Genomic DNA, 25,512 nt, shown 5'->3' on the forward strand with positions numbered 1-25,512 from the left:
GTCAGTCAACTTGGTGCGGTCACAGAGCGCGCCCTGCCCGGAGATGTCCATCGGCCGACGGGCCGCTGGGCAGGTCCGGGCCACCGGGGTGCCCGGGACGCGCCCGGCCACGGAACACGCCGGAAGCCTCACGCAGCTCGCCGCGGCGACCGCCCGCACGAGTGCCGTGAGCCGGGTCGCCGCCGAAAGGCGCCGCGCCCGTGCCGGGGGTCATGAGGCCGGCTCCTTCAGCCGGCGTCCGCAGTCGCCACCGCAGTAGACCGAGTCGGCCGGGCCGAGCCACTTGCAGTGCGGGCACTCGGTCAGGGCGTCGGTGCCGGGGGGCGCGGGGGTGCCGGGCGGGGGCGCGGACGGTGGGCCGGGGCTGGGCGGCTGGGGCGGGGTCGTCATGGCGCTGGAGAGGATCAGGTGCTGCCAGTCGACGTCCTTCAGGCCGGCGCGGACCCGGCCGGCGCCCGGTTCCTCGATCCGCCGCAGCGCGCCGAGGAGCTGGGTGTCGCCCAGCTCGGTGGCGAGGGCCAGGGCGCGCGCCAGGTGACGGTCGGCGGCGGCCCGGCCGCCGGTGCCGCGCAGCCAGGCCTGGTAGGCCCCCGCGACGGCGGCGCTCACCTGCTGGTACAGCTCGTACCGGCGGACCCCGGGATGCTGCCGGGAGGCGTCGAGCGGGTTGTCGGTCCAGCGGACCAGGACGGGCCGCGGCGCGGGCAGCCGTACCGGGCGCCCGAAGTCGGGTACGGCCACCTCCACGGCGGCGAGCTGAAGGTCCTCGCCGGTCTCGCGGCCGGCCGGGTCGGCGGTGAGGACGACCTGGAAGTGACGTATCTCGTCGCCCCAGGCCCGGGTGACGTACTCGGCGCCGGGGCCGCCGGAGCCGGCCGGAACGGCGGACAGTTCCTGCTCGCCCGGGACGACCTGCTTGACCTGGCGGATCACCGTGCCGGGGGTGGGGGTGATCCTGATGCGCAGCTCGGGGATCGCGGTGCCGAGCAGTCCGGTCACCAACTCCTCGTAGGCGGCGGTCAGTTCCGCCTCCTCACGGACCGCCCCGGCGCGGCCGTGCAGCCGCCGGGTGATGCGCAGCAGCAGTTCGGCGTCCCAGTCGTCGCCGATGCCCCAGGCGTCGCAGACGAACCGGCCCTCGCAGGCGTCCAGCGCGGTCTCCAGCGACATGGCGGCCCGGTGGTCGTGCTCGTTGCGGCCGTCGGTGAGGAGGAGGACGTGCTTGACGGGGGCGGGCTGCTCCTTCAGCAGCCGCCGGGCGAGGTCGAGCCAGGTGCCGAGGGCGGTGCCGCCGTCCGCGTCCAGGATCCGTACGGCCCGCTCGGCGGCCTCCCGTTCGGCGGGGTCGGCGGCGGCCATCGGGGCGCGGCCGGGGCCGGGATGGACCACGGTGGCGCCGAACCGCCCGGAGAGCACGGCGAACGCGGTGCCGTCGGGCAGCAGCCGGAGTGCCGCGGCCGTGGCGTCCTTCGCCGCGTGCAGTTTGGCGGCGGGGTGGAGCATGGAACGGGAGGTGTCGACGATCAGCACCTCGGCGAGCGCGGGGCCCGCTCCGTGCGCGGGGGCGGGACCGGATTCCGGGCCGCCGTGGCCGCGGACGCCGATCTCCAGGATGGCGTGCATCTCCCGGTCGGCGGACTGCCCGGGCTCGGCTTCGGCGGGCAGTTCCTTCTGCTGGCCGACCGCGAGTGTCACCTCGATCTCCTCGGCCACGGTCATCGTGTGTCCCCCAGGTGGTCACGGGCGTGCTCGGGCGTGCTAGGGCGTGCTCGGGTGTCAGAAGGTGGTGACCGGCCGGACCGCGTGGGCCAGGTCGAGCAGCCGGCCGTGCTCGTCGGCGGTGCGGGCCTGCGCTGCCAGCAGGCGCAAGGAGTGCTCCAGCAGGCGGCGCAGGCCGTCCTCGTCGCCGGGTCCGAGGAGGTCACCGGCGGGGAACTCCGGTCCCCAGCCCTGTTCCGGCCGGCAGCACAGGACGTTCTCGCGCACCTCGGCGACCAGCCGGGCCCGGGACTCGCCGTCGGCGGCGCCGCCGTCGAGGCGCAGCCCGGGCAGCCGCCGGGCGGCGTCCCGCAGGTCGGCCGGTGTGGGCGGGCCGCCGCGCAGGATGCCGGCGCGGACGCGGACGGCCGCGATCCGGGCGGCGTCGTGGTGCCGGGAGGTGGCGGGCACGTCGTCGAGGACGCGGACGGCGGCGTCCCGGTCACCGCCGGCCAGATGGCCTCGGGCCAGCCCGAAGGCCGCGGCGGTGTGCGCGAAGTCCCGTTTCCATACGGCCTCGTAGAAACGCATGGCCCGCTGGACGCGCTGCGGACCGGCGGGCCCGGCCTCGTGTTCCGCGCAGTAGGCGAGGGCGAGCTTGGGCACGTACTCGCCGGGCAGGGCCCGGTAGACGGCGTCGAAGCGGGTGCCGGCCGGGCGTACCTCGCCTCTGCTGAGGTGGAGGACGCCGCGGTGCCAGGCGATGCGCCAGTCGTGCGCGGCGGCGCGTTCGCCGAGCTGGGTCTCGGCCTCGGCGAGCCAGCTCTCGGCCTGCTCCCGCTCGCCGCGTCTGAGGTAGGCGCGGCACAGCCACAGCGCGGTCTCCGGGGTGCCGAGGCGGGATTCGCGGGGCCACTGCCGGGCAACCCGGTCGGGGGCGTCGGGCGGGAAGGTGTCCAGCAGCAGGGCGGCGCCGTCGTCGGGGTCGGGGACCGGCTCCGGGAGGGCGCCGGCGACCTCGGCGGCGGAGGGCGGGGCGACGTCGAGGCCGGGCGGCCGACCGGCGGGGCGGGCGGTGAAGTGGTCCAGGGCCGGGATCGCGCCGAGCCCGGCGTCGAGGCTGGCGCCGGTGGCCCGGAACCGGGTGGAGCTCTCCGGCAGCTGCTCGCCGAACTGCAGCGAGCGGAACTCCCGCAACACTTCCCAGAGTTGGCGGGACATCTCGGCCGCGGACCGGAACCGGGCGCGGGGCTCGGGGTGGGTGGCGCGGTCGATCAGCCGGCGGAAGGAGTCCGGGGCGAGGCCGCGGGCCGGTTCGGTGCTGTGGAGGAGCGCCTGGAGGGTCATGCCGACGGTGTAGAGGTCGCTGTCGACGTGCCAGCCGCGCCGGCCGATCTCCTCCTGGGGCGGGGCGAACGGGGCCGTGTAGACGTAGGCGGAGGCGCGGTCGCCGATCGCGCGGACCGCGCCGAGGTCGATGACCTTGATCGCCCGGCCGAAGTGGATGACGTTGGCGGGCTTCATGTCGCAGTAGAGCAGGCCGCGTTCGTGCATGTACTCCAGGGCGCCGAGGATCTTGCAGCCGTAGGTGAGGACGTGGTCCAGGCGGGGGCGGCCGTGGAAGATCCGTTCGACGTCGTCGGCGTCGAAGAGCTGCTGCAGGGAACGGCCGCCGATGTAGTCCATGACCAGGTAGCCGGTGGGCGGACGGCCCGGGACGTGGTGGTCGGCGTAGGTGATGAGCCGGACGATGTCGGGGTGGTGCAGGTCGGTCAGGGAGCGGCGCTCCTCGACGGCGGTGCGGCGGGCGAGCGCGTCGTGGGCGTCGATCTGGCCCTTGAGGACGACCCGGTGGCCGTCGGCACGGGTGTCCTCGGCGAGATGGATCCAGCCGAGCCCGCCGCCGCCGAGGCAGCCGAGTACGCGGTAGTGGTCGGCGACCACGTCACCCGTGTTCAGCTGGGGCAGCAGGGAGTAGGGCGTGCCGCAGCGGGGGCAGTGGCCGGTGGCGGGGGCCGGCCGGCCGCCGTAGCCGACGCCGATGGTCATGGCGCAGCCGTTCGCACCGCAGCGGCGGCCCCCGGTGGGCGGGCGCGGGTCGGCCACCAGTACGTCGTCGGGGGCGGGCACCTCGGGCAGCACGACCAGTCCGTGCTGGTCGAGGTCTCCGACCCCGGCGACGGCGTGCACGGCCGGCGGACCGGGACTCTCCTCGGCCGGGGTGGCCGGGAGCGGGGTCCGCGGTCCGGTGCGCGGTTCGGTACGCGGTGCGGCCGGTGTCGGTGGCTGGGGACGCGACGCGGGGCGGGGCTCGGCGTGGCGGCGGCCGCAGGTGTCGCAGTATCCGGTGCCCATGATGTGGCCCGCGCAGCCGGGCCGGAGGCACGAGGTCACGGTGCGCCCTCCTTCCGGGGTGCGCCGGGCGCGGTGGGCTGCGCCGGTGCGGGCGGGGCGGACGGTGCCGAGGCGGAGCAGAAGCCGACGAAGCGCTCGACGGCGGCCTCGGCCCGCTCGATGTCGCAGGGGGTGTGCCGCAGCAGGGACAGGGCGTGCTCGTAGAGCCGGTAGGCCTCCATCACCTGGTCGCCGTGCGCGGCGGCCCGCCTGCGGCACAGCGGCCACTCGGCGCTGACCCGGCCGAGGAGTTCCTCGCGGCGGCGCAGCCGGGCGTCGAGGACGCCGATCGCCTGTTCCAGGCGCTGTCTTCGGCGGTCGGCGGCGTCCTCGAAGGTGAACAGCAGGTCGGCGCGGCCGGGTTCGTGCTCCCGCTCGGGGGTGTGGGCGACCCAGGCGCGCAGCATCCGGGTGCGCCGTACGCCCGCTTCGGCCTGCTCCACCAGCTGCCGGGTACCGGGGCCGGGCAGCACCCGGTCCCGGAGCCGGTCGAGGCCCGGCCCCAACTCGTCCACGATCCGGTCGAGTTCGCCGTGCAGTCGGCTCCAGCGGTCGCGCAGCGGGCGGTGTACGAGGCACTCGGCGGCCTGGTCCGCACGTTCGCCCCGGCGGCGGAAGACCAGCAGCAGCCGGGCCCCCTGCCGGGCGAGCCGGTCCAGCAGGCCGAGCAGGGCGTCGGGTTCGGCGGCCTGGTCGACGCCGGCCAGGACGGCGGCGAGCGGGACGCGCAGGGCGCCGAGCCGTTCGGGCCGGATGTCGTCACGGATGCCGAGCCGGGCGGCGATGCGGTCCATGACCTGACCAGTCGTCAGCCCCTTGACGTCCAGGGCGAGATCGTGTGCGCCGGCCGGGGGCACGGTCTCGGGCGGGTCGTGGCTGAAGCCGCTGGTGTTGCGGTCGGTGCGCAGTTCCCGGTCGGCGAGGGTGACGGCCCGGTTCAGGGTCCAGGCGCGGTCGCTGCGGGCGGGGGCGACGGTGACGAGGACCGGCCAGCCCTCGCCGCGGAACCAGGAGGCGAGCTCGGTGGCGAACGGCACGTCCAGCGTGCCGGCCGCCGCCGAGGCGCCGGTGCGCAGCCGGGGATCGACCGCCTCGGCGCCGTCGGTCCAGGCGGCGGCCTGCGGCAGATGCCGGAGGATGGTCTCGGTGGGACTCATGTAGCTGAAGGCCGATCCCGGCCCCTCGTCCACGCTGAGGACGATGCCGATGACCTGGTCGGTGGCGTGGTCGACCACTCCCCCGCCGCTGAAGCCGGGTGCGGCCAGCTCGCCCGGGGTCAGCGGGCGCAGCTGCACCTGGCTGTCCCGGCCGCGGGCGGCGACCAGCGTGGCGCCGTGCCAGCGGCCGCCGTCGTCGCCGGCCGGGAAGCCGTACATGCTCACCGGTCCGTGCGGTGCGGCGAGCCGGTAGAGCCGGGTGGTGTGCGCGGCGGGCAGCGGTGCGGCCAGCCGCAGCAGGGCGAGGTCGCCGCTGCGGTCGCCGAAGGCGTCCTCGCGCTGCGGCACGTGCTCGTCCTCGCGGACCGTCGCGGATACGGCCTCCAGGCCGGGTACGCCGACGAGGCGGACGATGTAGCGGTGGCCGGGCCCGGCGACATGGCCGGCGGTGAGCACCCGGTCGGGGGCGAGCAGCACCCCGGCACCGAGCACCTGCCCGTCCGGCGCCTCGATCCGGGCGATCCAGGACGGTGTCCGTAACCACGACTTGACGGCTCGCTCCCCCGTGCGCGTCATGGCCCCGAGGCTACTCCGCGTACCGGCCCGGTACTACTGGTGTGCACGGGAGTGTTACGGAGGGACGGGAAACAAGCGCCCCCAAGGGGCGCGGGGCTGTGTCGATGTGCGGCTCCGCCGCGTGGGGCGCGAGAAACCACGACGGCGCCGCACCCGGCAGCGGCGAGAGCCCCCCGGCGGCGGAGCCCCGTCACCGCCCCAGCGCGGCCAGGACCTCCGCATCCGACAACTGCTCGAAGTCCACGTACCACTGGCCCACCGCCGTGAACCCGGCCGGCCGATGCGGGCACACGATCATGTCGGCCTCGGAGGCGAGGCGGTCCAGGGAGTCGGGCGCGCCGACGGGCACGGCCAGCACCAGGTGCGCGGGCCCGCGCCGCCGTACATGGCGCAGGGCCGCACGGGCGGTCGCCCCCGTGGCCAGCCCGTCGTCGACCACGATCACCGTACGGCCCGCGGGGTCCGGCGCCGGACGGTCGCCGCGATACCGCTCCTCCCGGCGGCGCAGTTCCCGCCGCTCGCGTTCCACCACCGGGGCCATGGACTCCTCGGTCAGGCCGAGCCGGTCCAGGGATCCGGTGTTGAAGAGCGGCGGGTCGTCGCCGACCAGCGCGCCGACGGCGAACTCCTGGTGGTGCGGCGCGCCGATCTTGCGGACGATGAGCACGTCGAGCTGGGCGCCGAGGGCGCGGGCGACGGGCTCGGCGACGGCGATGCCGCCACGGGGCAGGGCGAGGACGAGCGGATCGACGAGAGCGCCCTGTTCACGCAGCTCGCTCAGCAGTCCGGCGAGTTCCCGTCCGGCTTGGGCACGGTCCCGGAAGCGCATGGCCGTCCTCCTCCCGGTGCCTCTCCCTCCATGGTGCTACCGGTCGGACCCTCCCGCGAGATTCGAACACACACTCTATATACTGAGTGTATAGTTGCTGTATGCCTCTTTCGACCGCCAGGATCCCGACGCCGAAGGCCGCGACCGGAAGGATGCGCGGAGCCGCCCGAAGGTTGCGTCCGGCCGCGCTCGCCTCGGCGGCACTCGGTCTCGCGCTCACGCTGTCCGGCTGCGCCCAGGTCGACACGACCGCCCCGAGCACCGTGCGTGCCGCGGCGGTGCACGGGGCGCCGGCGGCGTTCGGGAGCGTCGACTGCCGCCAGGCCAGGTGCATCGCGCTCACCTTCGACGCGGGGCCCAGCGAGAACTCGGCGCGGCTGCTCGACATCCTCAAGCAGAAGAAGGTCCCCGCCACCTTCTTCCTGCTCGGCAAGAACCACATCGAGAAGTACCCGCAGCTGGTCAAGCGGATGGCGGCCGAGGGGCACGAGGTCGCGAGCCACACCTGGGACCACAAGATCCTCACGCGGATATCGGACAGTCAGATACGCGAGGAGCTGAAGCGGCCGGACGACGCGATCGAGCGGCTCACCGGGCGCAAGCCCACGCTGATGCGCCCGCCGCAGGGCCGTACGGACAGCAACGTGCACAAGATCGCCAAGGAGATGGGCCTGGCGGAGGTGCTGTGGAGCGTGACCGCCAAGGACTACACGACCAACGACTCGAAGCTCATCACCAAGCGGGTCCTCGACCAGGCGTCCCGGGACGGGATCATCCTGCTGCACGACATCTACCCGGGCACCGTGCCCGCCGTACCGGGCATCATCGACGCCCTGAAAGCGCGCGGATACGTTTTCGTGACGGTGCCTCAGCTGCTGGCGCCCGGCAAGGCCGAACCGGGGAAGGTGTACCGGCCCTGAGGCTCTCCCGGGGTTGGTCCTCCCCGCGAGGGAGCGGGGACCGAACGCCCCGCCGGCCGGCGCCCATTGCCTACGATCGTGGCGTGCCGATCTTCACCTTCGCCCGTACGGCCCCGCTCCCTCTCGACGAGGCGTGGCGCCGACTCACCGAGTGGCCCCGCCACGCCGACGCGGTCCCGCTGACCCGGATCCGAGTGCTCACCGACGGGCCCACCGGCGTGGGCACGCGGTTCGTGGCCCGTTCCGGCATCGGCCCGCTGGCCTTCGACGACGTCATGGAGGTCACGGTCTGGCGCCCGCCCGCCGACGGCGAGGGCGGGCTGTGCCGCCTGGAGAAGCGCGGCCGGGCGGTGCTGGGCTGGGCGGAGATCGAGGTCCTGCCGGGGCCGGGGGGCCGCAGCCGCGTGGTGTGGCAGGAGGAACTGCGGGTGCGCCTCCTGCCCCGTGCCTTCGACGGCGTACTGGAGAGCACGGCGCGCGCGATGTTCGGGCGAGCGGTGAACCGGCTGCTCAGGCGGGCGTGAGCCGGGGCCGGCCTCAGGCCACCGAGCCGATCGCCGCGGCCGGCCACGAGGCCATGTCGCGGTGGATCGGGGTGTGCGCGCCGGTGAGCGAGACGCCGCTGCCGCCGCGCCGGTTCGCGACGATCTCCGCACCGATGGACAGGGCCGTCTCCTCCGGCGTACGGGCGCCGAGGTCGAGACCGATGGGAGAACGCAGGCGGGCGAGTTCGGGCTCGCTGACGCCGACCGCGCGCAGCCGCTCGTTGCGGTCGAGGTGGGTGCGGCGGGAGCCCATCGCGCCGACGTAGGCGACCGGCAGCCGCAGGGCCAGCTTCAGCAGCGGTACGTCGAACTTGGCGTCGTGGGTCAGGACGCACAGGACGGTGCGGCCGTCGGTCTCGGTGCGCTCCAGGTACGTGTGCGGCCACTCGACGACGATCTCGTCGGCCTCGGGGAAGCGGGTCCGGGTGGCGAACACCGGGCGGGCGTCGCACAGCGTGACGTGGTAGCCGAGGAACTTGCCGACGCGGACCAGGGCGGAGGCGAAGTCGATCGCGCCGAAGACGATCATCCGGGGTGCGGGGACGGAGGACTCGACGAGGACGGTGAGCGGTGCGCCGCAGCGCGAGCCCCGTTCGCCGATCTCCAGGGTGCCGGTGCGGCCCGCGTCGAGGAAGGCGCCGGTCTCGGCGGCGACCGTGCGGTCCAGCTCGGGGTGGCCGCCGAAGCCGCCGTCGCAGGAGCCGTCGGGGCGGACGAGGAGGGCCCGGCCCCGCAGCTGTGCCGGTCCCTCCACGATCCGCGCGACCGCCGCCGCCTCCCCACGGGCGGCGGCGGCCAGCGCGGCGGCGACCACCGGCCGGGCGGGACCGTCCGCCCGGACCGGTGTGACGAGGATGTCGATCGTGCCGCCACAGGTCAGGCCGACGGCGAAGGCATCCTCGTCGCTGTAGCCGAAGCGTTCGAGCACGGTTTCCCCGTCCTCGAGCGCCTGCCGGCACAGCTCGTACACGGCGCCCTCCACGCACCCGCCGGAGACCGAGCCGACGGCCGTGCCCTCGGCGTCCACCGCGAGGGCGGCGCCGGGCTGGCGCGGGGCGCTGCCGCCGACGGCCACCACGGTGGCGACGGCGAAGTCACGGCCCTGCTCGACCCACCGGTTCAGCTCTTCGGCGATGTCCAGCATCTGTCGGTCTCCTGACGGGATGGCGCGGAAGGGGCGTTCGACCGGCTAGTGCACGCCCAGCAGCGCTCTGATGGGATGCAGTGAGAAGTAGACGAGGAACAGCACCGTCAGTCCCCACATGAAGCCGCCGATCTCCCGCCACTTGCCCTGGGCGAGCTTGATGACCACGTAGGAGATCACTCCGGCGGCGACACCGGGGGTGATCGAGTACGTGAACGGCATGATCACGACCGTCAGGAAGACCGGGATCGCGACGGAGCGGTCGCCCCAGTCCACATGACGGGCGTTCATCATCATCATCGCGCCGATGGTGACGAGGGCGGCCGAGGCCACCTCGCGCGGCACGATCGCCGTGATCGGTGTGAAGAAGAGGCAGAGGGCGAAGAACCCACCGGTGACCACGGAGGACAGTCCGGTACGGGCCCCCTCGCCGACGCCGGTCGCGGACTCCACGAACACCGTCTGGCCGGAGCCGCCCACGACACCGCCGACGACACCGCCGGCACCGTCGATGAACAGCGCCTTGGACAGGCCCGGCATACGTCCCCGGGCATCGGCGAGGTTGGCCTCGGTGCCGATGCCGATGATGGTGGCCATCGCGTCGAAGAAGCCGGCGAGGACCAGCGTGAAGACGATGAAGGTCACCGTCATGTAGCCGACGTCGCCCAGGCCGCTGAAGGACACCTTGCCGATGAGCGAGAAGTCCGGCATCGACAGGGCGCTGCCGTGCAGAGCGGGCCCGTCGCCGTTGGCCCAGCCCTTGCCGTCGGCCAGGCCGGTCGCGTTGACGACCATCGCGAGAACGGTACCGGTGACGATGCCGATGAGGATGGCACCCGGAACCTTGCGGGTCTGCAGCGCGAAGATGAGCAACAGGGTGACGGCGAAGAGCAGGACGGGCCAGCCGACCAGCTCACCGTTGACGCCCAGCGTGACCGGCGTGGCCGTACCGGCGTGCACGAATCCGGCCTTGACCAGGCCGATGAACGCGATGAACAGACCGATGCCCATCGTGATGCCGTGCTTGAGCGGCAGCGGGATCGCGTTCATGATCATCTCGCGGAGACCGGTGACCACCAACAACATGATCACGGCGCCGTACGCGATGCACATGCCCAGGCCCTGAGCCCATGTCAGGGTCTTGGTTCCCATGACCAGACCGGCCAGCACACCGGAGACGGAGAGTCCGGCGGCCATGGCGAGCGGCGCCTTGCCGATCCAGCCCATGAGGAGGGTGGTGGCCGCCGCGCCGAGCGCGGTGGCCGTGATGAGGGCCTTCTGTCCCAGAGAGTCGCCGGACTTGTCCGCGCCACTGAGGATCACCGGGTTGAGCAGAAGGATGTACGCCATCGCCATGAAGGTGGTGACGCCACCGCGGACCTCGGTCGCGATGGTGGATCCTCTTTCGGATATGTGGAAGTACCGGTCGAGCCACGACCTGCCGGCCGACGGACGCGAACCCGCGCCCGCGTCTTCGGCGGAGGTCGTGGGCTCCACTGACTGCTGGGTCATGGTGCCATCTCCCAAGGTTCACAGGGGCACCCGTGCAACCGCCTCTACGGTCACGGGATTTGGGAATGGACGACCCGGGGGACGGCCCGAGACGAACGAATTTCCTGGTACTTCAAGGACCGCGAGCGGTGCGGAACTCAAAGGGGGTTCCTCCGGGCGGCGCGGCGGAGTGTGTGACGTTCCCTGCGCCGCCCGGAGAGCTTCTGGGTGTTACGCGGTTCCCGTGAGGTGCTCGGGCCGCACCGGAGTGCGGTTGAGCTCCAGCCCCGTCGCGTTCCGGATCGCCGCGAGGACGGCCGGGGTGGACGACAGGGTCGGGGCCTCGCCGATGCCGCGCAGCCCGTACGGGGCGTGGTCGTCGGCGAGTTCGAGCACGTCGACCGGGATGGTCGGCGTGTCGAGAATCGTGGGGATCAGGTAGTCCGTGAAGGAGGGGTTCCTGACCTTGGCGGTCTTGGGATCGACGATGATCTCCTCCATCACCGCCACGCCCAGGCCCTGGGTCGTGCCGCCCTGGATCTGGCCGATGACGGAGAGCGGGTTGAGCGCCTTGCCGACGTCCTGGGCGCAGGCCAGCTCGATGACCTTGACCAGGCCGAGCTCGGTGTCGACCTCGACCACCGCGCGGTGCGCCGCGAAGGAGTACTGGACGTGTCCGTTGCCCTGGCCGGTGCGCAGGTCGAAGGCCTCGGTCGGCCGGTGCCGCCACACCTCCTCGACCTCCACGGCCTCGTCCTGAAGGACGTCGACCAGGTCGCCGAGGACCTCGCCGCCGTCGGTGACGACCTTGCCGCCCTCCAGCAGGAGTTCGGCGGTCGCCCAGGCCGGGTGGTAGGTGCCGAACTTGCGGCGCCCGATCTCCAGGACCTTCTCGCGGACGAGCCCGCAGGCGTTCTTCACGGCGCCGCCCGTGACGTACGTCTGCCGGGAGGCCGAGGTCGAACCCGCGGAACCGACCTGCGTGTCGGCGGGGTGGATGGTCACCTGGGTGACGCCGAGCTCGGTGCGGGCGATCTGCGCGTGGACGGTGACACCGCCCTGGCCGACCTCCGCCATCGCGGTGTGCACGGTCGCGACCGGCTCGCCGCCCACGACCTCCATCCGCACCTTGGCGGTGGAGTAGTCGTCGAAGCCCTCGGAGAAGCCGACGTTCTTGATGCCGACCGCGTAACCGATTCCGCGTACGACGCCCTCGCCGTGCGTGGTGTTGGACAGGCCGCCGGGCAGCTGCCGTACGTCGGCGCCCTCGCTGGACTCCCACTGGCGCTCGGGCGGCAGCGGCATCGCCTTGACGCGGCGCAGGAGTTCGGCGACCGGGGCCGGGGAGTCGACCGGCTGCCCGGTCGGCATGACGGTCCCCTGCTCCATCGCGTTGAGCTGCCGGAACTCCACCGGGTCCATGCCCAGCTTCTTCGCCAGCTTGTCCATCTGCGCCTCGTAGGCGAAGCACGCCTGGACCGCGCCGAAGCCGCGCATGGCGCCGCAGGGCGGGTTGTTGGTGTAGAGGGCGATGGCCTCGATGTCGACGTCGTCCACGACGTACGGCCCGACCGACAGGGAGGAGGCGTTGCCGACGACCGCCGGGGAGGCGGAGGCGTACGCGCCGCCGTCCAGGACGATCCGGCACTTCAGGTGGGTGAGCTTGCCGTCCTTGGTGGCGCCGTGCTCGTAGTAGAGCTTCGCCGGGTGGCGGTGGACGTGCCCGAAGAAGGACTCGAACCGGTTGTAGACGATCTTGACGGGCTTGCCGGTGCGCAGGGCGAGCAGGCACGCGTGGATCTGCATCGACAGGTCCTCGCGGCCGCCGAACGCGCCGCCGACGCCGGCCAGCGTCATGCGCACCTTCTCCTCGGGCAGGCCGAGGACGGGCGCGATCTGGCGCAGGTCGGAGTGGAGCCACTGGGTGGCGATGTAGAGGTGGACGCCGCCGTCCTCCTCGGGCACGGCGAGGCCGGACTCGGGGCCGAGGAAGGCCTGGTCCTGCATGCCGAAGGTGTACTCGCCCTCGACGATCACGTCGGCCCGCTTGCGCGCCTCTGCCACATCGCCGCGGATGATCGGCTGGCGGTGGACGATGTTCGGGTGCGGGACGTGCCCGATGTGGTGGTCGTCGCGGTTCTCGTGGACGAGGATCGCGTCCGGGGCCAGGGCCGACTTCTCGTCGGTGACGACCGGGAGTTCGCGGTACTCCACCTTGATCTTCGCGGCGGCGCGGCGGGCCGTCTCCGGGTGGTCGGCGGCGACGAGGGCGACCGGCTCGCCGTGGTGGCGCACCTTGCCGTGCGCGAGGACCGGGGTGTCCTGGATCTCCAGGCCGTAGTTCTTCACCTCGGTGGGCAGGTCGTCGTACGTCAGGACCGCGTACACGCCCGCCGTCGCCAGGGCCTCGGAGGTGTCGATGGAGACGATCTCGGCGTGTGCGACGGTGGAGCGCAGGATCTGGCCCCACAGCATGTCCTCGTGCCACATGTCGGACGAGTACGCGAACTCGCCGGTGACCTTGAGGGTGCCGTCCGGGCGGAGCGTGGACTCGCCGATGCCGCCCTTGGTCTGCGAGCCCTGCGTGATCTTCGTAGGAGCGCCGTTGGCCGGCATCTCAGACCCCCTCGGACTGGCGGGCGGCCGCCAGGCGGACCGCGTCCATGATCTTCTCGTAGCCCGTGCAGCGGCACAGGTTGCCCGACAGCGCCTCGCGGATGTCCGCGTCGGACGGGTTCGGGTTGCGCTCCAGGAGTTCGTCGGAAGCGACGAGCAGACCCGGGGTGCAGAAGCCGCACTGGACGGCGCCCGCGTCGATGAACGCCTGCTGGATCGCGGAGAGTTCGCCGCCCTCGCCGGTCTGCGAGTCGGTGCCCGTGGCCTTCCTCCCCCAGGCTTCGCCCGGGGGCACCCCCGGCTGGGCGTCCTGCAGGGTCGTCCCGCAGGCGCCGGACGCGCAGCCGCCCTCGGCGCGCTGCTTGGCGTAGTCCGCCAGGCCCTCGACGGTCACCACGTCGCGGCCCTCGACCTGGCCGGCCGCGACCAGGCAGGAACAGACCGGCACGCCGTCCAGGCGCACGGTGCAGGAGCCGCACTCGCCCTGCTCACAGGCGTTCTTCGAGCCCGGCAGGCCGAGGCGCTCACGCAGGACGTACAGCAGGGACTCGCCCTCCCAGACGTCGTCGGCCTCCTGCGGACGTCCGTTGACGGTGAAGTTGACGCGCATTACGCAGCTCCCTCCGAGGTGCGGCGGGCGCCGCGGTACGACTCCCAGGTCCAGGTGAGCGTCCGGCGGGCCATCACGCCGACCGCGTGGCGGCGGTAGCTCGCCGTGCCCCGGACGTCGTCGATCGGGTTGCAGGCGGCCGAGCACAGGTCGGCGAACTGCTTGGCGACCGACGGGGTGATGATCTTTCCGTTGTCCCAGAAGCCGCCCTCTTCGAGCGCCGCGTTCAGGAACTCCTCGGCGGTCCTGGCCCGTACGGGCGTGGGCGCGGCCGAGCCGATGCCGGTTCGGACCGTACGGGTCTCGGGGTGCAGGGCGAGGCCGAAGGCGCACACGGCGATGACCATGGCGTTGCGGGTGCCGACCTTGGAGTACTGCTGCGGTCCGTCGGCCTTCCTGACGTGGACGGCGCGGATCAGCTCGTCGGGCTGGAGCGCGTTGCGCTTGACGCCGGTGTAGAACTCGTCGATCGGGATGAGACGGGTGCCACGGGCCGCCGACTCCACCTCGACCTCGGCGCCGGCCGCGAGCAGCGCGGGGTGGGCGTCACCGGCGGGCGAGGCCGTGCCGAGGTTGCCGCCGACGCCGCCGCGGTTGCGGATCTGCGGGGAGGCGACGGTGTGCGAGGCGAGCGCGAGACCCGGCAGCTCCGCGCGGAGGCTCTCCATGATCTTGGTGTACGGCACGGAGGCACCCAGCCGTACGCTTCCCTCGCCGACCTCCCACTCGTAGAGGTCACCGATGCGGTTCAGGTCGAGCAGACACTCGGGCCGGCGGTGGTCGAAGTTGATCTCGACCATCACATCGGTGCCACCCGCGATCGGCACAGCGGTAGGGTGCTCGGCCTTCGCGGCGAGCGCCTCCTCCCAGCTGGCAGGGCGAAGGAAGTCCATGACCGGCTCTCTTCTTCGTCTCAATGGGTCGTTCAGATTGAGCCAATCCGTCTGCGGCGTGCGCGGCTCGTTCATGTGCTGTTAACGCGGAGTGGACTCAGTACACCGCCCCCCACTCCAGCGGGGTCAGTCACCGAAACCATGAAGGAGTTCGCTGGCCACGGCGAGCATCTTGTAGATTCGTATGAACGGAGGACATCGGCAACCTCTCGGTTTTCCTGGAGAAACGCAGGAAACAGCAGGAGGACCGCCGAATGCGTCCCCGGGCGTCGGGTTCCGGGTGACCACCCCGTCACCCTCCAAGATCCATCGTAGGTTTCGAGACAAAGAACGGCGGCGACGAGATGCGGCTGCGCGCACTTTTGGACACTGATGCGCTGGGCCTGCGGCTGCTCGGCGGCGAGGACGAGCTGGACCGTTCGGTACGCGGGGTCATGACCACGGACCTGCGCGACCCGAGCCGCTATCTCTCCGGGGGCGAGCTGGTGCTGACCGGCCTCGCCTGGCGCAAGGACGCCACCGACTCCGAGCCGTTCGTACGGATCCTGGTGCAGGCCGGGGTGGCGGCGCTCGCCGCCGGCGAGGCGGAGCTGGGCGACATCCCGGACGACCTGGTGCTCGCCTGCGCCAGGCACCGGCTGCCGCTGTTCGCGGTGCACGAGTCGGTGGCCTTCGCCACGATCACCGAGCACGTCGTACGGCAGGTCTCCGGCGAGCGCGCCGGGGACCTGGCGGCCGTGGTGGACCGGCACCGGCGGATGATGACCTCGGGCCCGGCGGGCGGCGGCCCGGACGTGGTCCTGGACCTGCTCGGGACCGACCTGGACCTGCGCGCCTGGGTGCTCGCCCCGACCGGCCGGCTGATCGCCGGCTCCAAGGTCGGGGGCCCGGCGCTGCCCGCCGAGACATGCGCCAGACTCGCCGCCGAGCACCTGGCCGCCACCCGCACCGGCCGCCGCGGCCCGCACCGCGTCCTGCTCGGCGGAGCCACCTACTCCCTCTTCCCGATCCGCTCCTCCGGCCGCTCCCCGCAGGCCGCCCGCGATGTCCGCGAGACGGTGCTGTCGGACTGGCTGCTGGCCGTCGAGGCGGACGCGGGCGACTGGCCCGAGGAGCGGCTGGACCTGCTGCAGGGCGTCACCCAGCTGATCTCGGTCGAGCGGGACCGCCGGGACGCGGCGCGCACGGTGCGGCGCCGGCTCGCCCAGGAGGTCCTGGAGCTGGTCCAGACGGGTGCCGCACCGGCCGAGATCGCGGCCCGTCTGCGGGTGGCCGCCCCGGTGCTGCTGCCCGGGCTCGGCACGGCCCCGCACTGGCAGGTCGTGGTGGCCCGCGTGGAGTGGGAGGGCGACGGGGTCGAGGGCGGCCCGGTCGCCCAGTCCCTCCTGGAGGAGGTGCTGGTCGACCCGCAGTCGACCGGCCCGGAGCCGTCCGACCGGATCGCCGTCGCCCACACCGGCGACGAGGCGATCGCCCTGGTGCCGCTCCCGGCGGTCTCCGCCGAGCACGACGGCTCGGAGACCGGGCTGCTGGCCGACTCCCTGCTGCAGTCGGTGCGGGAGACGCTCTCGGCGGGCCTGAACGACGACGGGCGGCTCACCCTCGGCGTCAGCGCGGCCGTGCACTCCGCGGAGGGCCTGCGCGGCGCCCTGGAGGAGGCCCGGCACGCCCGCCGGGTGGCGGCCGCCCGCCCGGGCCGGGTCTGCGCGGCGGGGCACCAGGAGCTGGCCTCGCACGTCCTGCTGCTCCCCTTCGTCCCGGACGACGTCCGCCGCGCCTTCACGGCCCGCCTGCTGGACCCGCTGACGGACTACGACCGCCGCCACCGGGCCGAGCTGATCCCCACCCTGGAGGCGTTCCTGGACTGCGACGGCTCCTGGACCCGCTGCGCCACCCGGCTCCACCTGCACGTCAACACACTGCGCTACCGGGTCGGCCGGATCGAGCAGTTGACGGGACGGGACCTGTCGCGCCTGGAGGACAAGCTCGACTTCTTCCTCGCCCTGCGCATGAGCTGAGGTCGCCGGGGCGTGCGGCGGCCACGCCCGGTCACGCCCGCGCCCCACGACTTTGTGAAATCTTTCACCCACCCTCTTGGCCCGGCCCGGCGATTGGTGCTGGAATGCCGCCACCACTCAACAGCTCGATGGCGTGCTCGGGGAGGGCAACGTGGCGCATACCGCCATGTCTGGTAACGGAACGACCGCCGGTGACGATCCGCTCCAGACCGCGGTATGGCGGTTGCGCTCGCGGGCCTGCTGGGCGGACGCAGCGGCCCTGCTGCCGCGGGACACCGCCGCAGCGGCCCTGCAGCGGGCCGCGCTGCTGGTCGAACGCTGTCTGTACACCGAGCGGGGCTGGGAGGACGCGGAGGACGCCCTGCGGACGGCGGAGGCGCTCGCGCACACCGACGAGGAGCGGGGGGCCGCCGCCTGCGAGCGCGGCCAACTCGCCTACACGGCAACGCTGCACGGCGTCCGGGACCGCGCGGACGAGGCGCGGGCCGCGCTGGGGCGAGGGGCGGCGCTGATCCCTCCGGGGGCGCCGGGCCGGGCCCTGCTGGACTTCCGCCGGGGCCTGATCGCGGAGAACCTGACCCGGTCCCCGCAGGCGGCCCGCGCCGCGTACCGCCGGGCGCACGCGGGCGCCACCGCGCACGCGGATCCGCTGTTGCTGTCCTTCACCTGGCGGCATCTCGCCGGACTCGCCCTGCGCGACGGCGAGTTGACCGAGGCACGGCATGGCTTCGCCGAATCGCTGCGGATCCGCGAGGAGTTGGGCTACCTGGTGGGCACCGCGCCCGCGCTGGCTTCACTGGCCGACGCGGAATCCGAGCCGGAGGCCTCGCGGTTGCGGGAGGAGGCCCGGCGGTTGTTCCGGCTGCTCGGGGGTGTACCGACATGGCTGGCACGGCAGTTGTCTCCGCCGACGCCGGGGGCGGCCACGGCGTAGGGGAAAGTGGGGCGAGCTCGATGCCGGGTGCGGCCACGGCGTAGGGGAAAGTGGGGCGAGCTCGATGCCGGGTGCGGCCACGGCGCAGGGGAGAGTGGGGGCGGACTCGATGCCGGGCGCGGGTACGCCCCGCAAAGGGCGCGGGGCCGTGCCGGTGTGCGGCTCCGCCGCGTGGGCGCAACCAGCCACGACGCGGGCCCGCGCCCGGAAGACGGCCCGGACCCCGACGCGCCCTGTCCGGCCCCCTCAGCCCACACCCGCGAAGTGCTGCGCGACCAGCCCCCGCACCACATCCACGTCCCCGGCGATCAGCGCGTCCAGCAGAGCCATGTGCTCGGTCGCGTCCGCCACCAGATACGCCGGGCCGCGCCGGACCGGCGGCCACTGCGCGCGCCGGTGCAGATCGGACGCGATGCCGACCAGCTGCTCGTTGCCCGACAGGGCGAGCAGGGCGCGGTGGAAGGCGCGGTCGGACTCCCCGTACGTCGCCGGGCAGCCGGAGGCCGCCGCGCGTACCGTCTCCTCCGCGAGCGGACGCAGTTCGGCCCACCGCTCACCCGGCACGGTCCGGGCCAGCCGCAGCAGCACCGGCACCTCGATGAGCGCCCGCACCTCCGCCAGCTCGGCGAGTTCCCGCGCTCCCCGCTCGACCACCCGGAACCCGCGGTTGGGCACGACCTCGACCGCGCCCTCCAGGGCGAGCTGCTGCATGGCCTCCCGCACGGGCGTGGCCGAGACGCCGAACCGCTCGCCGAGCACCGGCGCCGAGTAGACCTCGCCCGGCTTCAGCTCCCCGGTCACCAGCGCCGTGCGCAGCGCGTCCAGGATCTGCCCGCGCACCGAGGAGCGCTGCACCGCCGGCCGCGGCTGGGGAATCGGCCGCTCACTGTGCGTGTGCTCCCCGCGCGCGGCGGGCACGGCGGTGTCCCGCGCACGGAAGCCGTCCGGGGCGTCGGCCGCGCGCGGCTGCGGCGGCACCCGGACGTCACCGGGCGGCGTCGCGCGCTCCGGTGCCCCCGCCCCGGCGGAGGCCTGCGCGGTCTGCTTCACGGTCCCTCCTGGCGGCTTGTCGGCACTTGGGTCATTAACGGCAGGTTGTCACTTGTCCGTCAAGCACCTTAGGCGCCCGGGGCGCCAGTTCAAATTCACACAGAACCGATAAGGTTAGCCTTACCTATGCAATTCGGCCCGCGATCGAGGACCGACGGCGAAACGACGCCGGCCCGGGTCCACTAAGATCATCGGACAGTCGATTCACAACTCCCCCACACGCCACGGGAACTTTCCCGGGAACCGCCCGTGCGGGTAGTCTTATTCGAACTCAACTCCCGCCCCTCAAGCGGCAGTTCGAGCAGAACGCCGTCCTGGGCATCCCCTTGCACTTCCTTGGCGGCCTCTTGCCCCGAAACCCCCTGAGGGCCCTCGGGAGTGGGCCACTATGGCGGGCGTTACGCCCTATCCCAATGCAAGGGACCCCTGATGAGACTGACCGACATATCGCTGAACTGGCTGCTTCCGGGCGCCGTACTGCTCCTGGGAATGCTGGCGGCGGTGGCGGTGCTCGCGCGCGGCAAGCGCTCCTCCGGGGAGAACGCGAGCGCGGACGACTCCTGGGAGCGCAGCGAGGAGCGCCGCAGACGCAAGGAGGCCATCTACGGCACGGCCTCCTACGTGCTCCTGTTCTGCTGTGCGGCGGTCGCGGCCGCCCTGTCCTTCCACGGCCTCGTCGGCTTCGGCGAACAGAACCTGGGGCTGACCGGCGGCTGGCAGTACCTGGTGCCGTTCGGCCTGGACGGCGCCGCGATGTTCTGCTCCGTCCTCGCGGTGCGCGAGGCCAGCCACGGTGACGCGGCCCTCGGCTCCCGGATCCTCGTGTGGATGTTCGCCGCGGCGGCGGCCTGGTTCAACTGGGTGCACGCGCCCCGGGGCGCCGGCCACGCGGGCGCGCCGCAGTTCTTCTCCGGTATGTCGCTGTCGGCGGCCGTCCTGTTCGACCGGGCGCTGAAGCAGACCCGCCGGGCCGCGCTGCGCGAGCAGGGCCTGGTGCCTCGTCCGCTGCCGCAGATCCGTATCGTGCGCTGGCTGCGCGCCCCCCGTGAGACCTACAGGGCCTGGTCGCTGATGCTCCTGGAGGGCGTGCGCAGCCTGGACGAGGCGGTCGAGGAGGTCCGCGACGACAGGCGCCAGAAGGAGGAGACGCGGCAGCGCCGGCGCGACCAGCAGCGGATCGAGCGCGCCCAGCTGAAGGCGATCAGCCGGGGCCACCGCGGCTTCGTCAGCCGGGGCGGGCGGCAGGTCGAGGTGGAGGTGCAGGCCGTGGAGCGCGGCCCCGCCCAGGCGACCGCGGAGCCTGCCATATCGACCGCGGAACAGCTGCCCGTACGCGCCCGTCCCTCCCTGCAGCCGGTCCGCAGCGGGTCCGCTGAGCAGGTGACCGTCGACCTCACCGCCGAGGACGACACCATGGCCCTGCCGCGGCTCGACTCCCTGGAGCGCAAGCTGAAGGACCTGGAGCAGCAGTTCGGCTAGGACCACCGCTCATGACGGGCCGGGGGCGTGACCGCACGGGTCACGCCCCCGGCCCGTTTCCCACACGGCCCGTTTCCCACACGGCCCGTTTCCCACACGGCCCGTCCGCTCAGGCCGCCACCCGCCCGGCCCGTGCCGCGGCCCGTCCCCTGTCAGGCGACCGCGCCGCCTCGACGGCAGCCCACAGGGACGGGGCGCGTCGAAACCGACGGAAGTGCAACCTCCCGAGGGGCGCGGAGAACTGCGCGACCAGCCGCAACGGACCCGCACTCGGTGAACCCGCGTCCCGCGGAGCGTCACGCGGCCTCGGCGCCCAGTTCGAACCACACCGACTTGCCCACCCCGTGCGGCCGCACACCCCAGGCGTCCGCGAGGGACTGCACCAGCATCAGCCCCCGCCCATGGGTGTCGTCGTCCGAGTCCGGGCCTCTCAGCTCCGGTCTGCGGGCCACGAAGTCCCGTACCTCCACGCGCAGTCCCCCCGGCTGCACGACCGCCGTGAGGACCGCGTCGTCGTCGGTGTGGACGAGCGCGTTGGTGACCAGTTCGCTGGTGAGCAGTTCGGCGATCTCCGAACGGCCCGGTTTCCCCCAGTGCCGCAGCAGTTCGCGCACCTCCCGGCGGGCCTCGGGCACCGCCTTGAGATCCGCCCGCCCCAGCCTGCGCCGGATCCGGTGCGCGCGCCCCGTGATGGTGCCGGCCTCTTCCCCCGTCGCCGCCGAGGAGCCCCCGACGACCGCGGGACCGCCCCCTCGTGCCTGACTCTTCATGACCCCCGCCCGCACGCCGCTGGACCCTGCCCCTCCTGGTCGAACACGTTCACGGGGGATGCTTGCCCAGCACGCACACAGGCAGTCATCACGCATGCCCGATGACCGGCGGTTCGGCCACCGCCGTACGGCGCCCGGGCCGGCCACCGGGCCGCGCCGCACCCGGGTGGCCGGCTCCCCTCAGGGCCCTGGGCGCCACGGACGCCCCGGGACGGCCGGGCAGATGCGTCCGGCACCGGCCGTCGGCACGCCGTCACACGCCGTGAAAGTGGCCGAAATCCACTCCCTGCTGTCCCCCTCAGGGGCGCGGCACGTTGCGCAGGTTGGAGCGGGCCATCTGGAGCATGCGGCCCACGCCGCCGTCCAGCACGATCTTGGAGGCGGACAGCGCGAACCCGGTGACCATCTCGGCGCTGATCTTCGGCGGGATGGACAGGGCGTTGGGGTCGGTGACGATGTCCACCAGGGCCGGTCCCTTGTGCCGGAAGGCGTCCTTGAGCGCGCCGGCGAGCTGCTTGGGCTTCTCCACCCGGACCCCGTGGGCACCGCAGGCGCGGGCGACGGCGGCGAAGTCGGGGTTGGTGTTGGTGGTGCCGTAGGAGGGCAGCCCGGAGACCAGCATCTCCAGTTCGACCATGCCCAGGGAGGAGTTGTTGAACAGCACGACCTTGACGGGCAGCTCGTACTGCACGAGGGTCAGGAAGTCGCCCATCAGCATGGAGAAGCCGCCGTCGCCGGACACGGAGACCACCTGCCGGCGCCGGTCGGTGAACTGGGCGCCGATCGCCATGGGCAGCGCGTTCGCCATCGACCCGTGCGAGAACGAACCGATGATCCTGCGCCGTCCGTTGGGCGAGAGGTACCGCGCGGCCCACACATTGCACATCCCGGTGTCGACGGTGAACACCGCTTCGCCGTCGGCGACTTCGTCGAGGACGGCGGCCACGTACTCGGGGTGGATCGGGACGTGCTTGTCCACCTTGCGGGTGTAGGCCCGGACCACGCCCTCCAGCGCGTCGGCGTGCTTCTTCAGCATCCGGTCGAGGAAGCGCCGGTCGGTCTTCTCCCGCACCCGAGGGATCAGGCAGCTCAGCGTCTCGCGCACCTCGCCCCACACGGCGAGGTCGAGGCGGGAGCGGCGGCCGAGCACCTCGGGCCGCACGTCGACCTGCGCGATCCGCACGTCGTCGGGGAGGAAGGCGTTGTACGGGAAATCGGTGCCGAGCAGGATCAGCAGGTCGCACTCGTGGGTGGCCTCGTAGGCGGCGCCGTAGCCGAGCAGCCCGCTCATACCGACGTCGTACGGGTTGTCGTACTGGATGAACTCCTTGCCCCGCAGCGCATGTCCCACCGGAGACTTGATCTTCCCGGCGAACTCCATGACCTCCGCGTGCGCACCCGCCGTGCCGCTGCCGCAGAAAAGGGTTACCCGGTCCGCCGCGTCGATCATCTCCACCAGCGCGTCGATCTCGGCGTCGCCGGGCCGGACCGTCGGCCGGGAGGCGACGAGGGCGCTCTGCGCGGCCTTCTCCGGGGCCGGCTGGGCGGCGATGTCGCCGGGCAGCGCGACCACGCTCACCCCGCTCCGCCCGACCGCGTGCTGGATGGCGGTCTGCAGCAGCCGGGGCATCTGCTTCGGGCTGGAGATCAGCTCGCTGTAGTGGCTGCACTCCTGGAAGAGCCGGTCGGGGTGGGTCTCCTGGAAGTAGCCGAGGCCGATCTCGCTGGACGGGATGTGGGAGGCGAGCGCGAGCACCGGGGCCATGGAGCGGTGCGCGTCGTACAAGCCGTTGATCAGGTGCAGGTTGCCCGGGCCGCAGGAGCCGGCGCAGGCCGCCAGCTTCCCGGTGATCTGCGCCTCGGCGCCGGCCGCGAAGGCGGCGGTCTCCTCGTGGCGTACGTGGATCCAGTCGATGGCGGCGTTGCGGCGGACGGCGTCCACCACCGGGTTGAGACTGTCCCCGACCACGCCGTAGAGGCGTCGTACTCCGGCGCGGACGAGGATGTCGACGAACTGCTCCGCTACGTTCTGTTTGGCCATGCACCCATGGATGCACAGGGGAAACGGTTACGCCTCCCACACGGCCGCCGCCGTACGGTCGTCGGCGTAACCCTTCACCCGAACCTGGGCGTCGGCGAGGAACGCGGCGAGCCCGGGCGGGGTCCGGCCGGACCAGCGGCGAGCCAGGTAGGCGCAGAGGGCGGCCTCGCCGCGCAGCGGATCGGCCAGACCCGCGGTGCACATCACCAGGGCATCACCCGGGCGGGCCACCGAGGCGCGGAACCGGAACGGCTCGCGGGGCGGCTCGGGCGCCGGTTCGTACGGGCTCGGCGGGGTCGGGATACCGAAGTCCATGGTGAGCCGGTCGCCATCGGGGGTTTCGGCAAACGTTTTCGCCGGGGAGCCGAAACCCACGACCGAGCCGCCGGCGGTGTCGGCCGGTGACGCCTCCGGCTCGATGTCCTGCCACGCGCCGTCCCGCAGCCGGAACAGGCCGCCGTCGCCGACGCCGAAGAACACGCGCGTACGGCAGTCGGGGTCGGCGGACACCAGCAGACAACGCAGGCTCGCCGAGTACTCCTCCGGGTCGACTCCCTGTTCGGCGGCGCTCGCGCGGAGCATGCCGAGGCTGCGGTCGGTCAGCCGGTGCAGCCCCGACTTCAGGTCGCCGCGCCGGGCCGCCCGGATGTCCTCCACGAGCCGCTGATGACTGCGGCCCACGGCCCGCCCGATCCACCGGCACGCCTCGGCCGCCGCCAGATGCGCACCCGGTGCGCCCCGCACCCCGGTCGCCATCGCGACGAGCACCAGCGCCTGCCGCCCCGTCCCGAACCGGGCAGTGAGCAGCGAGTCCCGGCGCGGCTCGCCCCGGTACCGCGCCGAGTCCCCGCGCATCGACACCGCCCGCAGGGTGCACGCCCCGTACCGCGCACCGTCCAGCACCGTGTCCGCGACCAACTCCCCCAGCCCGTCCGGATCGACGGACGGCAGCGCGGTGGGCTCGGGGTCGTAGGTGGGCGGACCGGAGCCGACGTAGTCGACGGCGGAGGGGGGCGGGGGCACGGGCGAGGCGACGGCAGCCTCGACGGCCCGACCGCCGACGCCCGCCGCGGCGGCATGCACGTCCGGGAGCTGCGGGTCGGGGGGCGTCGGCGGGATTTGCGGATCGGGGAACGGCGCGGGTGGGGGTGGGGGCTGGTCCGGGCGGGCGGGTGACGGTGTCTTCGGTGGGGAGAGGGGTCGGTCGGTGGGTGCGGTCGGTGTCGGGGTCGGTTCCGTGTGGCCGGCGGCCGGGGACAGCGTCGACGGGGTCGGGGGTGCGGCCGGAGGAGGCTCCCAGGGGGACCCCTGGCGGGGCGGCGCGGGGGGAGGAACCGCGGGGGGCTCCTCGGCAGCCGGGGTAACGGCGGCGGGGTCCTGGGCCGCGCGTTGCGACGGCACCGCGGGCTCCGGGGACTCCCTGCCGCCCGCCCCGCCGTCGTCGTCTCCGCGTGCCGCGCCGTCGGCATTCCACCTGCGCGGTGCCGGGAACGGCAGGTCCGTCACCGTGTACTTCGCGGAGGCGAAGCGGTCGTCCAGGGTATCGGGCGCGGCCGTTGGTCCCGTGTCCTCGGTGGAGTCGTCGTACAGCTGTCCCCACCAGTCGTCCTCAGGACGGGCGGGCCTTCCCCCCTGCTGGCTCATGCCCCTGATTGTCCACCGCACGGGCCGTATGAAAACGGAGCATCGGGAAAATCCGGTGCACCCGGCCGCGCCGTACGGCGTGTCGGGTGAAGGAGTGAACAGCCGTACGAGAGAGGGCAGATGGCCGCCGGGCGGCCCCACCCCCCACGGGAGGACCGCCCGGCGACGTCCCAAGTGGCCCGGCCCCGGATCCCCTTCGCATGGCTCGCACACGTCCGGGCCCGGGCCACGCTCCGGAGAACCGGGCCGCGGCAGGGCACCGGTCGGATGGCGGGATTGTGGCTTGGTTTCCTGGGACGCGGCTGTGAATCGAGCGCGCCGCCCGCGCCCCGCGGTGCTGCCACCTTGGCAGACCCACCTCCGGTACGGCGATGATGTTCCGCGGCGGGTTTGCGCCGTGGCCGGTTTCCGCCAGGCCGGGCCCGTCGTGACGGCTTGTCGGTGGCGGGTTGCGGGCCTGGGTTCCAGGCCGGTTCCAGGGGAGGGACGTGGGCCGATGCTGGCGGCGATAGGGCTGGACGACACACACGAGGCGGCGTACCGGGCGCTGGTGTCCGTGGGCGCGGCCGACGTGACCGATCTGGCGCGGCGCCTGACGCTGTCCGAGCCGGACGCCGAGCGGGCGCTGCGCCGGCTGGAGCGGCAGGGGCTCGCCGCCCAGTCCCCGGCCCGGCCGGGCCGCTGGGTGGCGGCGCCGCCCGGG

At 73.3% G+C, this 25,512-nt stretch carries 19 protein-coding genes; 6 read left to right on the forward strand and 13 right to left on the reverse strand.

Features of this window, described 5'->3' with window-relative positions:
• Window positions 1-210: 210 nt before the first annotated feature.
• From ABT288_RS42400 to ABT288_RS42415, 4 genes are all read right to left on the reverse strand, one after another.
• The gene (locus ABT288_RS42400) at window positions 211-1,719 is read right to left on the reverse strand and encodes a vWA domain-containing protein (RefSeq protein WP_351620094.1); all 1,509 of its coding nucleotides are present in this window, start codon (window positions 1,717-1,719) and stop codon (window positions 211-213) included.
• Between the two features lie 57 nt (window positions 1,720-1,776).
• The gene (locus tag ABT288_RS42405; RefSeq protein ID WP_351620096.1) at window positions 1,777-4,092 is read right to left on the reverse strand and encodes a tetratricopeptide repeat protein; all 2,316 of its coding nucleotides are present in this window, start codon (window positions 4,090-4,092) and stop codon (window positions 1,777-1,779) included.
• Complete coding sequence (locus ABT288_RS42410) at window positions 4,089-5,825, reverse strand: trypsin-like peptidase domain-containing protein (protein ID WP_351620098.1); 1,737 nt, start codon at window positions 5,823-5,825, stop codon at window positions 4,089-4,091. The genes ABT288_RS42405 and ABT288_RS42410 overlap by 4 nt, the downstream gene beginning before the upstream one ends.
• Before the next feature lie 190 nt (window positions 5,826-6,015).
• Window positions 6,016-6,654 (reverse strand): phosphoribosyltransferase, encoded by a 639-nt coding sequence (locus tag ABT288_RS42415; RefSeq protein ID WP_351620100.1) that lies wholly within the window; start codon window positions 6,652-6,654, stop codon window positions 6,016-6,018.
• A gap of 152 nt (window positions 6,655-6,806) precedes the next feature.
• Here ABT288_RS42415 and ABT288_RS42420 point away from each other — a divergent pair, with 152 nt between their 5' ends.
• Window positions 6,807-7,574, forward strand: coding sequence for a polysaccharide deacetylase family protein (locus ABT288_RS42420; RefSeq protein ID WP_351620145.1), 768 nt, complete (start codon window positions 6,807-6,809; stop codon window positions 7,572-7,574).
• Between the two features lie 83 nt (window positions 7,575-7,657).
• Window positions 7,658-8,098 (forward strand): SRPBCC family protein, encoded by a 441-nt coding sequence (locus ABT288_RS42425; protein WP_351620103.1) that lies wholly within the window; start codon window positions 7,658-7,660, stop codon window positions 8,096-8,098.
• Window positions 8,099-8,111: 13 nt separating this feature from the next.
• Here ABT288_RS42425 and ABT288_RS42430 read toward each other — a convergent pair whose 3' ends face one another.
• From ABT288_RS42430 to ABT288_RS42450, 5 genes are all read right to left on the reverse strand, one after another.
• Complete coding sequence (locus tag ABT288_RS42430; protein WP_351620106.1) at window positions 8,112-9,263, reverse strand: XdhC family protein; 1,152 nt, start codon at window positions 9,261-9,263, stop codon at window positions 8,112-8,114.
• A gap of 45 nt (window positions 9,264-9,308) precedes the next feature.
• Entirely contained in the window at window positions 9,309-10,775 is a 1,467-nt protein-coding gene (locus tag ABT288_RS42435) for an NCS2 family permease (RefSeq protein ID WP_351620109.1), read from the reverse strand.
• 210 nt (window positions 10,776-10,985) lie between these two features.
• The gene (locus tag ABT288_RS42440) at window positions 10,986-13,370 is read right to left on the reverse strand and encodes a xanthine dehydrogenase family protein molybdopterin-binding subunit (RefSeq protein WP_351620112.1); all 2,385 of its coding nucleotides are present in this window, start codon (window positions 13,368-13,370) and stop codon (window positions 10,986-10,988) included.
• A gap of 1 nt (window position 13,371) precedes the next feature.
• Window positions 13,372-13,980, reverse strand: a complete 609-nt coding sequence (locus tag ABT288_RS42445; RefSeq protein WP_351620115.1) for a (2Fe-2S)-binding protein — start codon at window positions 13,978-13,980, stop codon at window positions 13,372-13,374.
• Entirely contained in the window at window positions 13,980-14,873 is an 894-nt protein-coding gene (locus ABT288_RS42450) for an FAD binding domain-containing protein (protein ID WP_351620118.1), read from the reverse strand. The genes ABT288_RS42445 and ABT288_RS42450 overlap by 1 nt, the downstream gene beginning before the upstream one ends.
• Before the next feature lie 344 nt (window positions 14,874-15,217).
• Here ABT288_RS42450 and ABT288_RS42455 point away from each other — a divergent pair, with 344 nt between their 5' ends.
• Window positions 15,218-16,891 carry a PucR family transcriptional regulator gene (locus ABT288_RS42455; protein WP_351620121.1) on the forward strand — a complete coding sequence of 558 codons (1,674 nt, stop codon included), beginning with the start codon at window positions 15,218-15,220 and terminating at the stop codon, window positions 16,889-16,891.
• Window positions 16,892-17,057: 166 nt separating this feature from the next.
• Window positions 17,058-17,825 (forward strand): hypothetical protein, encoded by a 768-nt coding sequence (locus ABT288_RS42460; protein ID WP_351620124.1) that lies wholly within the window; start codon window positions 17,058-17,060, stop codon window positions 17,823-17,825.
• Between the two features lie 246 nt (window positions 17,826-18,071).
• On the opposite strand, the gene ABT288_RS42465 is transcribed toward ABT288_RS42460, so the two are convergent.
• Entirely contained in the window at window positions 18,072-18,875 is an 804-nt protein-coding gene (locus tag ABT288_RS42465) for a GntR family transcriptional regulator (protein WP_351620127.1), read from the reverse strand.
• A gap of 429 nt (window positions 18,876-19,304) precedes the next feature.
• On the opposite strand from ABT288_RS42465, the gene ABT288_RS42470 reads away from it, so the two are divergent.
• Window positions 19,305-20,354 (forward strand): DUF2637 domain-containing protein, encoded by a 1,050-nt coding sequence (locus tag ABT288_RS42470; RefSeq protein ID WP_351620130.1) that lies wholly within the window; start codon window positions 19,305-19,307, stop codon window positions 20,352-20,354.
• 296 nt (window positions 20,355-20,650) lie between these two features.
• On the opposite strand, the gene ABT288_RS42475 is transcribed toward ABT288_RS42470, so the two are convergent.
• From ABT288_RS42475 to ABT288_RS42485, 3 genes are all read right to left on the reverse strand, one after another.
• Window positions 20,651-21,124: an ATP-binding protein gene (locus ABT288_RS42475; RefSeq protein WP_351620133.1), complete on the reverse strand. Its 474-nt coding sequence runs from the start codon at window positions 21,122-21,124 to the stop codon at window positions 20,651-20,653.
• Between the two features lie 298 nt (window positions 21,125-21,422).
• Window positions 21,423-23,165 carry a pyruvate dehydrogenase gene (locus ABT288_RS42480; protein ID WP_351620136.1) on the reverse strand — a complete coding sequence of 581 codons (1,743 nt, stop codon included), beginning with the start codon at window positions 23,163-23,165 and terminating at the stop codon, window positions 21,423-21,425.
• 27 nt (window positions 23,166-23,192) lie between these two features.
• The gene (locus ABT288_RS42485) at window positions 23,193-24,809 is read right to left on the reverse strand and encodes a protein phosphatase 2C domain-containing protein (RefSeq protein WP_351620139.1); all 1,617 of its coding nucleotides are present in this window, start codon (window positions 24,807-24,809) and stop codon (window positions 23,193-23,195) included.
• Window positions 24,810-25,305: 496 nt separating this feature from the next.
• Between ABT288_RS42485 and ABT288_RS42490 the strand changes: the two genes are divergently transcribed.
• On the forward strand, window positions 25,306-25,512 hold a 207-nt coding region (locus ABT288_RS42490), incomplete at its 3' end, for a helix-turn-helix domain-containing protein (protein ID WP_351620142.1).

It is taken from the genome of Streptomyces sp. NPDC001093, assembly GCF_040298985.1.
GTDB lineage: Bacteria > Actinomycetota > Actinomycetes > Streptomycetales > Streptomycetaceae > Streptomyces.

What these genes read in the sequence shown, in the direction of transcription:
- ABT288_RS42485 (WP_351620139.1), bottom strand. Translation starts at nt 24,809, where the DNA reads ATGAGCCAGCAGGGGGGAAGGCCCGCCCGTCCTGAGGACGACTGGTGG.
- ABT288_RS42415 (WP_351620100.1), bottom strand. Translation starts at nt 6,654, where the DNA reads ATGCGCTTCCGGGACCGTGCCCAAGCCGGACGGGAACTCGCCGGACTG.
- ABT288_RS42470 (WP_351620130.1), top strand. Translation starts at nt 19,305, where the DNA reads ATGAGACTGACCGACATATCGCTGAACTGGCTGCTTCCGGGCGCCGTA.
- ABT288_RS42410 (WP_351620098.1), bottom strand. Translation starts at nt 5,825, where the DNA reads ATGACGCGCACGGGGGAGCGAGCCGTCAAGTCGTGGTTACGGACACCG.
- ABT288_RS42475 (WP_351620133.1), bottom strand. Translation starts at nt 21,124, where the DNA reads ATGAAGAGTCAGGCACGAGGGGGCGGTCCCGCGGTCGTCGGGGGCTCC.
- ABT288_RS42445 (WP_351620115.1), bottom strand. Translation starts at nt 13,980, where the DNA reads ATGCGCGTCAACTTCACCGTCAACGGACGTCCGCAGGAGGCCGACGAC.
- ABT288_RS42400 (WP_351620094.1), bottom strand. Translation starts at nt 1,719, where the DNA reads ATGACCGTGGCCGAGGAGATCGAGGTGACACTCGCGGTCGGCCAGCAG.
- ABT288_RS42435 (WP_351620109.1), bottom strand. Translation starts at nt 10,775, where the DNA reads ATGACCCAGCAGTCAGTGGAGCCCACGACCTCCGCCGAAGACGCGGGC.
- ABT288_RS42440 (WP_351620112.1), bottom strand. Translation starts at nt 13,370, where the DNA reads ATGCCGGCCAACGGCGCTCCTACGAAGATCACGCAGGGCTCGCAGACC.
- ABT288_RS42460 (WP_351620124.1), top strand. Translation starts at nt 17,058, where the DNA reads ATGTCTGGTAACGGAACGACCGCCGGTGACGATCCGCTCCAGACCGCG.
- ABT288_RS42450 (WP_351620118.1), bottom strand. Translation starts at nt 14,873, where the DNA reads ATGGACTTCCTTCGCCCTGCCAGCTGGGAGGAGGCGCTCGCCGCGAAG.
- ABT288_RS42430 (WP_351620106.1), bottom strand. Translation starts at nt 9,263, where the DNA reads ATGCTGGACATCGCCGAAGAGCTGAACCGGTGGGTCGAGCAGGGCCGT.
- ABT288_RS42420 (WP_351620145.1), top strand. Translation starts at nt 6,807, where the DNA reads ATGCGCGGAGCCGCCCGAAGGTTGCGTCCGGCCGCGCTCGCCTCGGCG.
- ABT288_RS42455 (WP_351620121.1), top strand. Translation starts at nt 15,218, where the DNA reads ATGCGGCTGCGCGCACTTTTGGACACTGATGCGCTGGGCCTGCGGCTG.
- ABT288_RS42480 (WP_351620136.1), bottom strand. Translation starts at nt 23,165, where the DNA reads ATGGCCAAACAGAACGTAGCGGAGCAGTTCGTCGACATCCTCGTCCGC.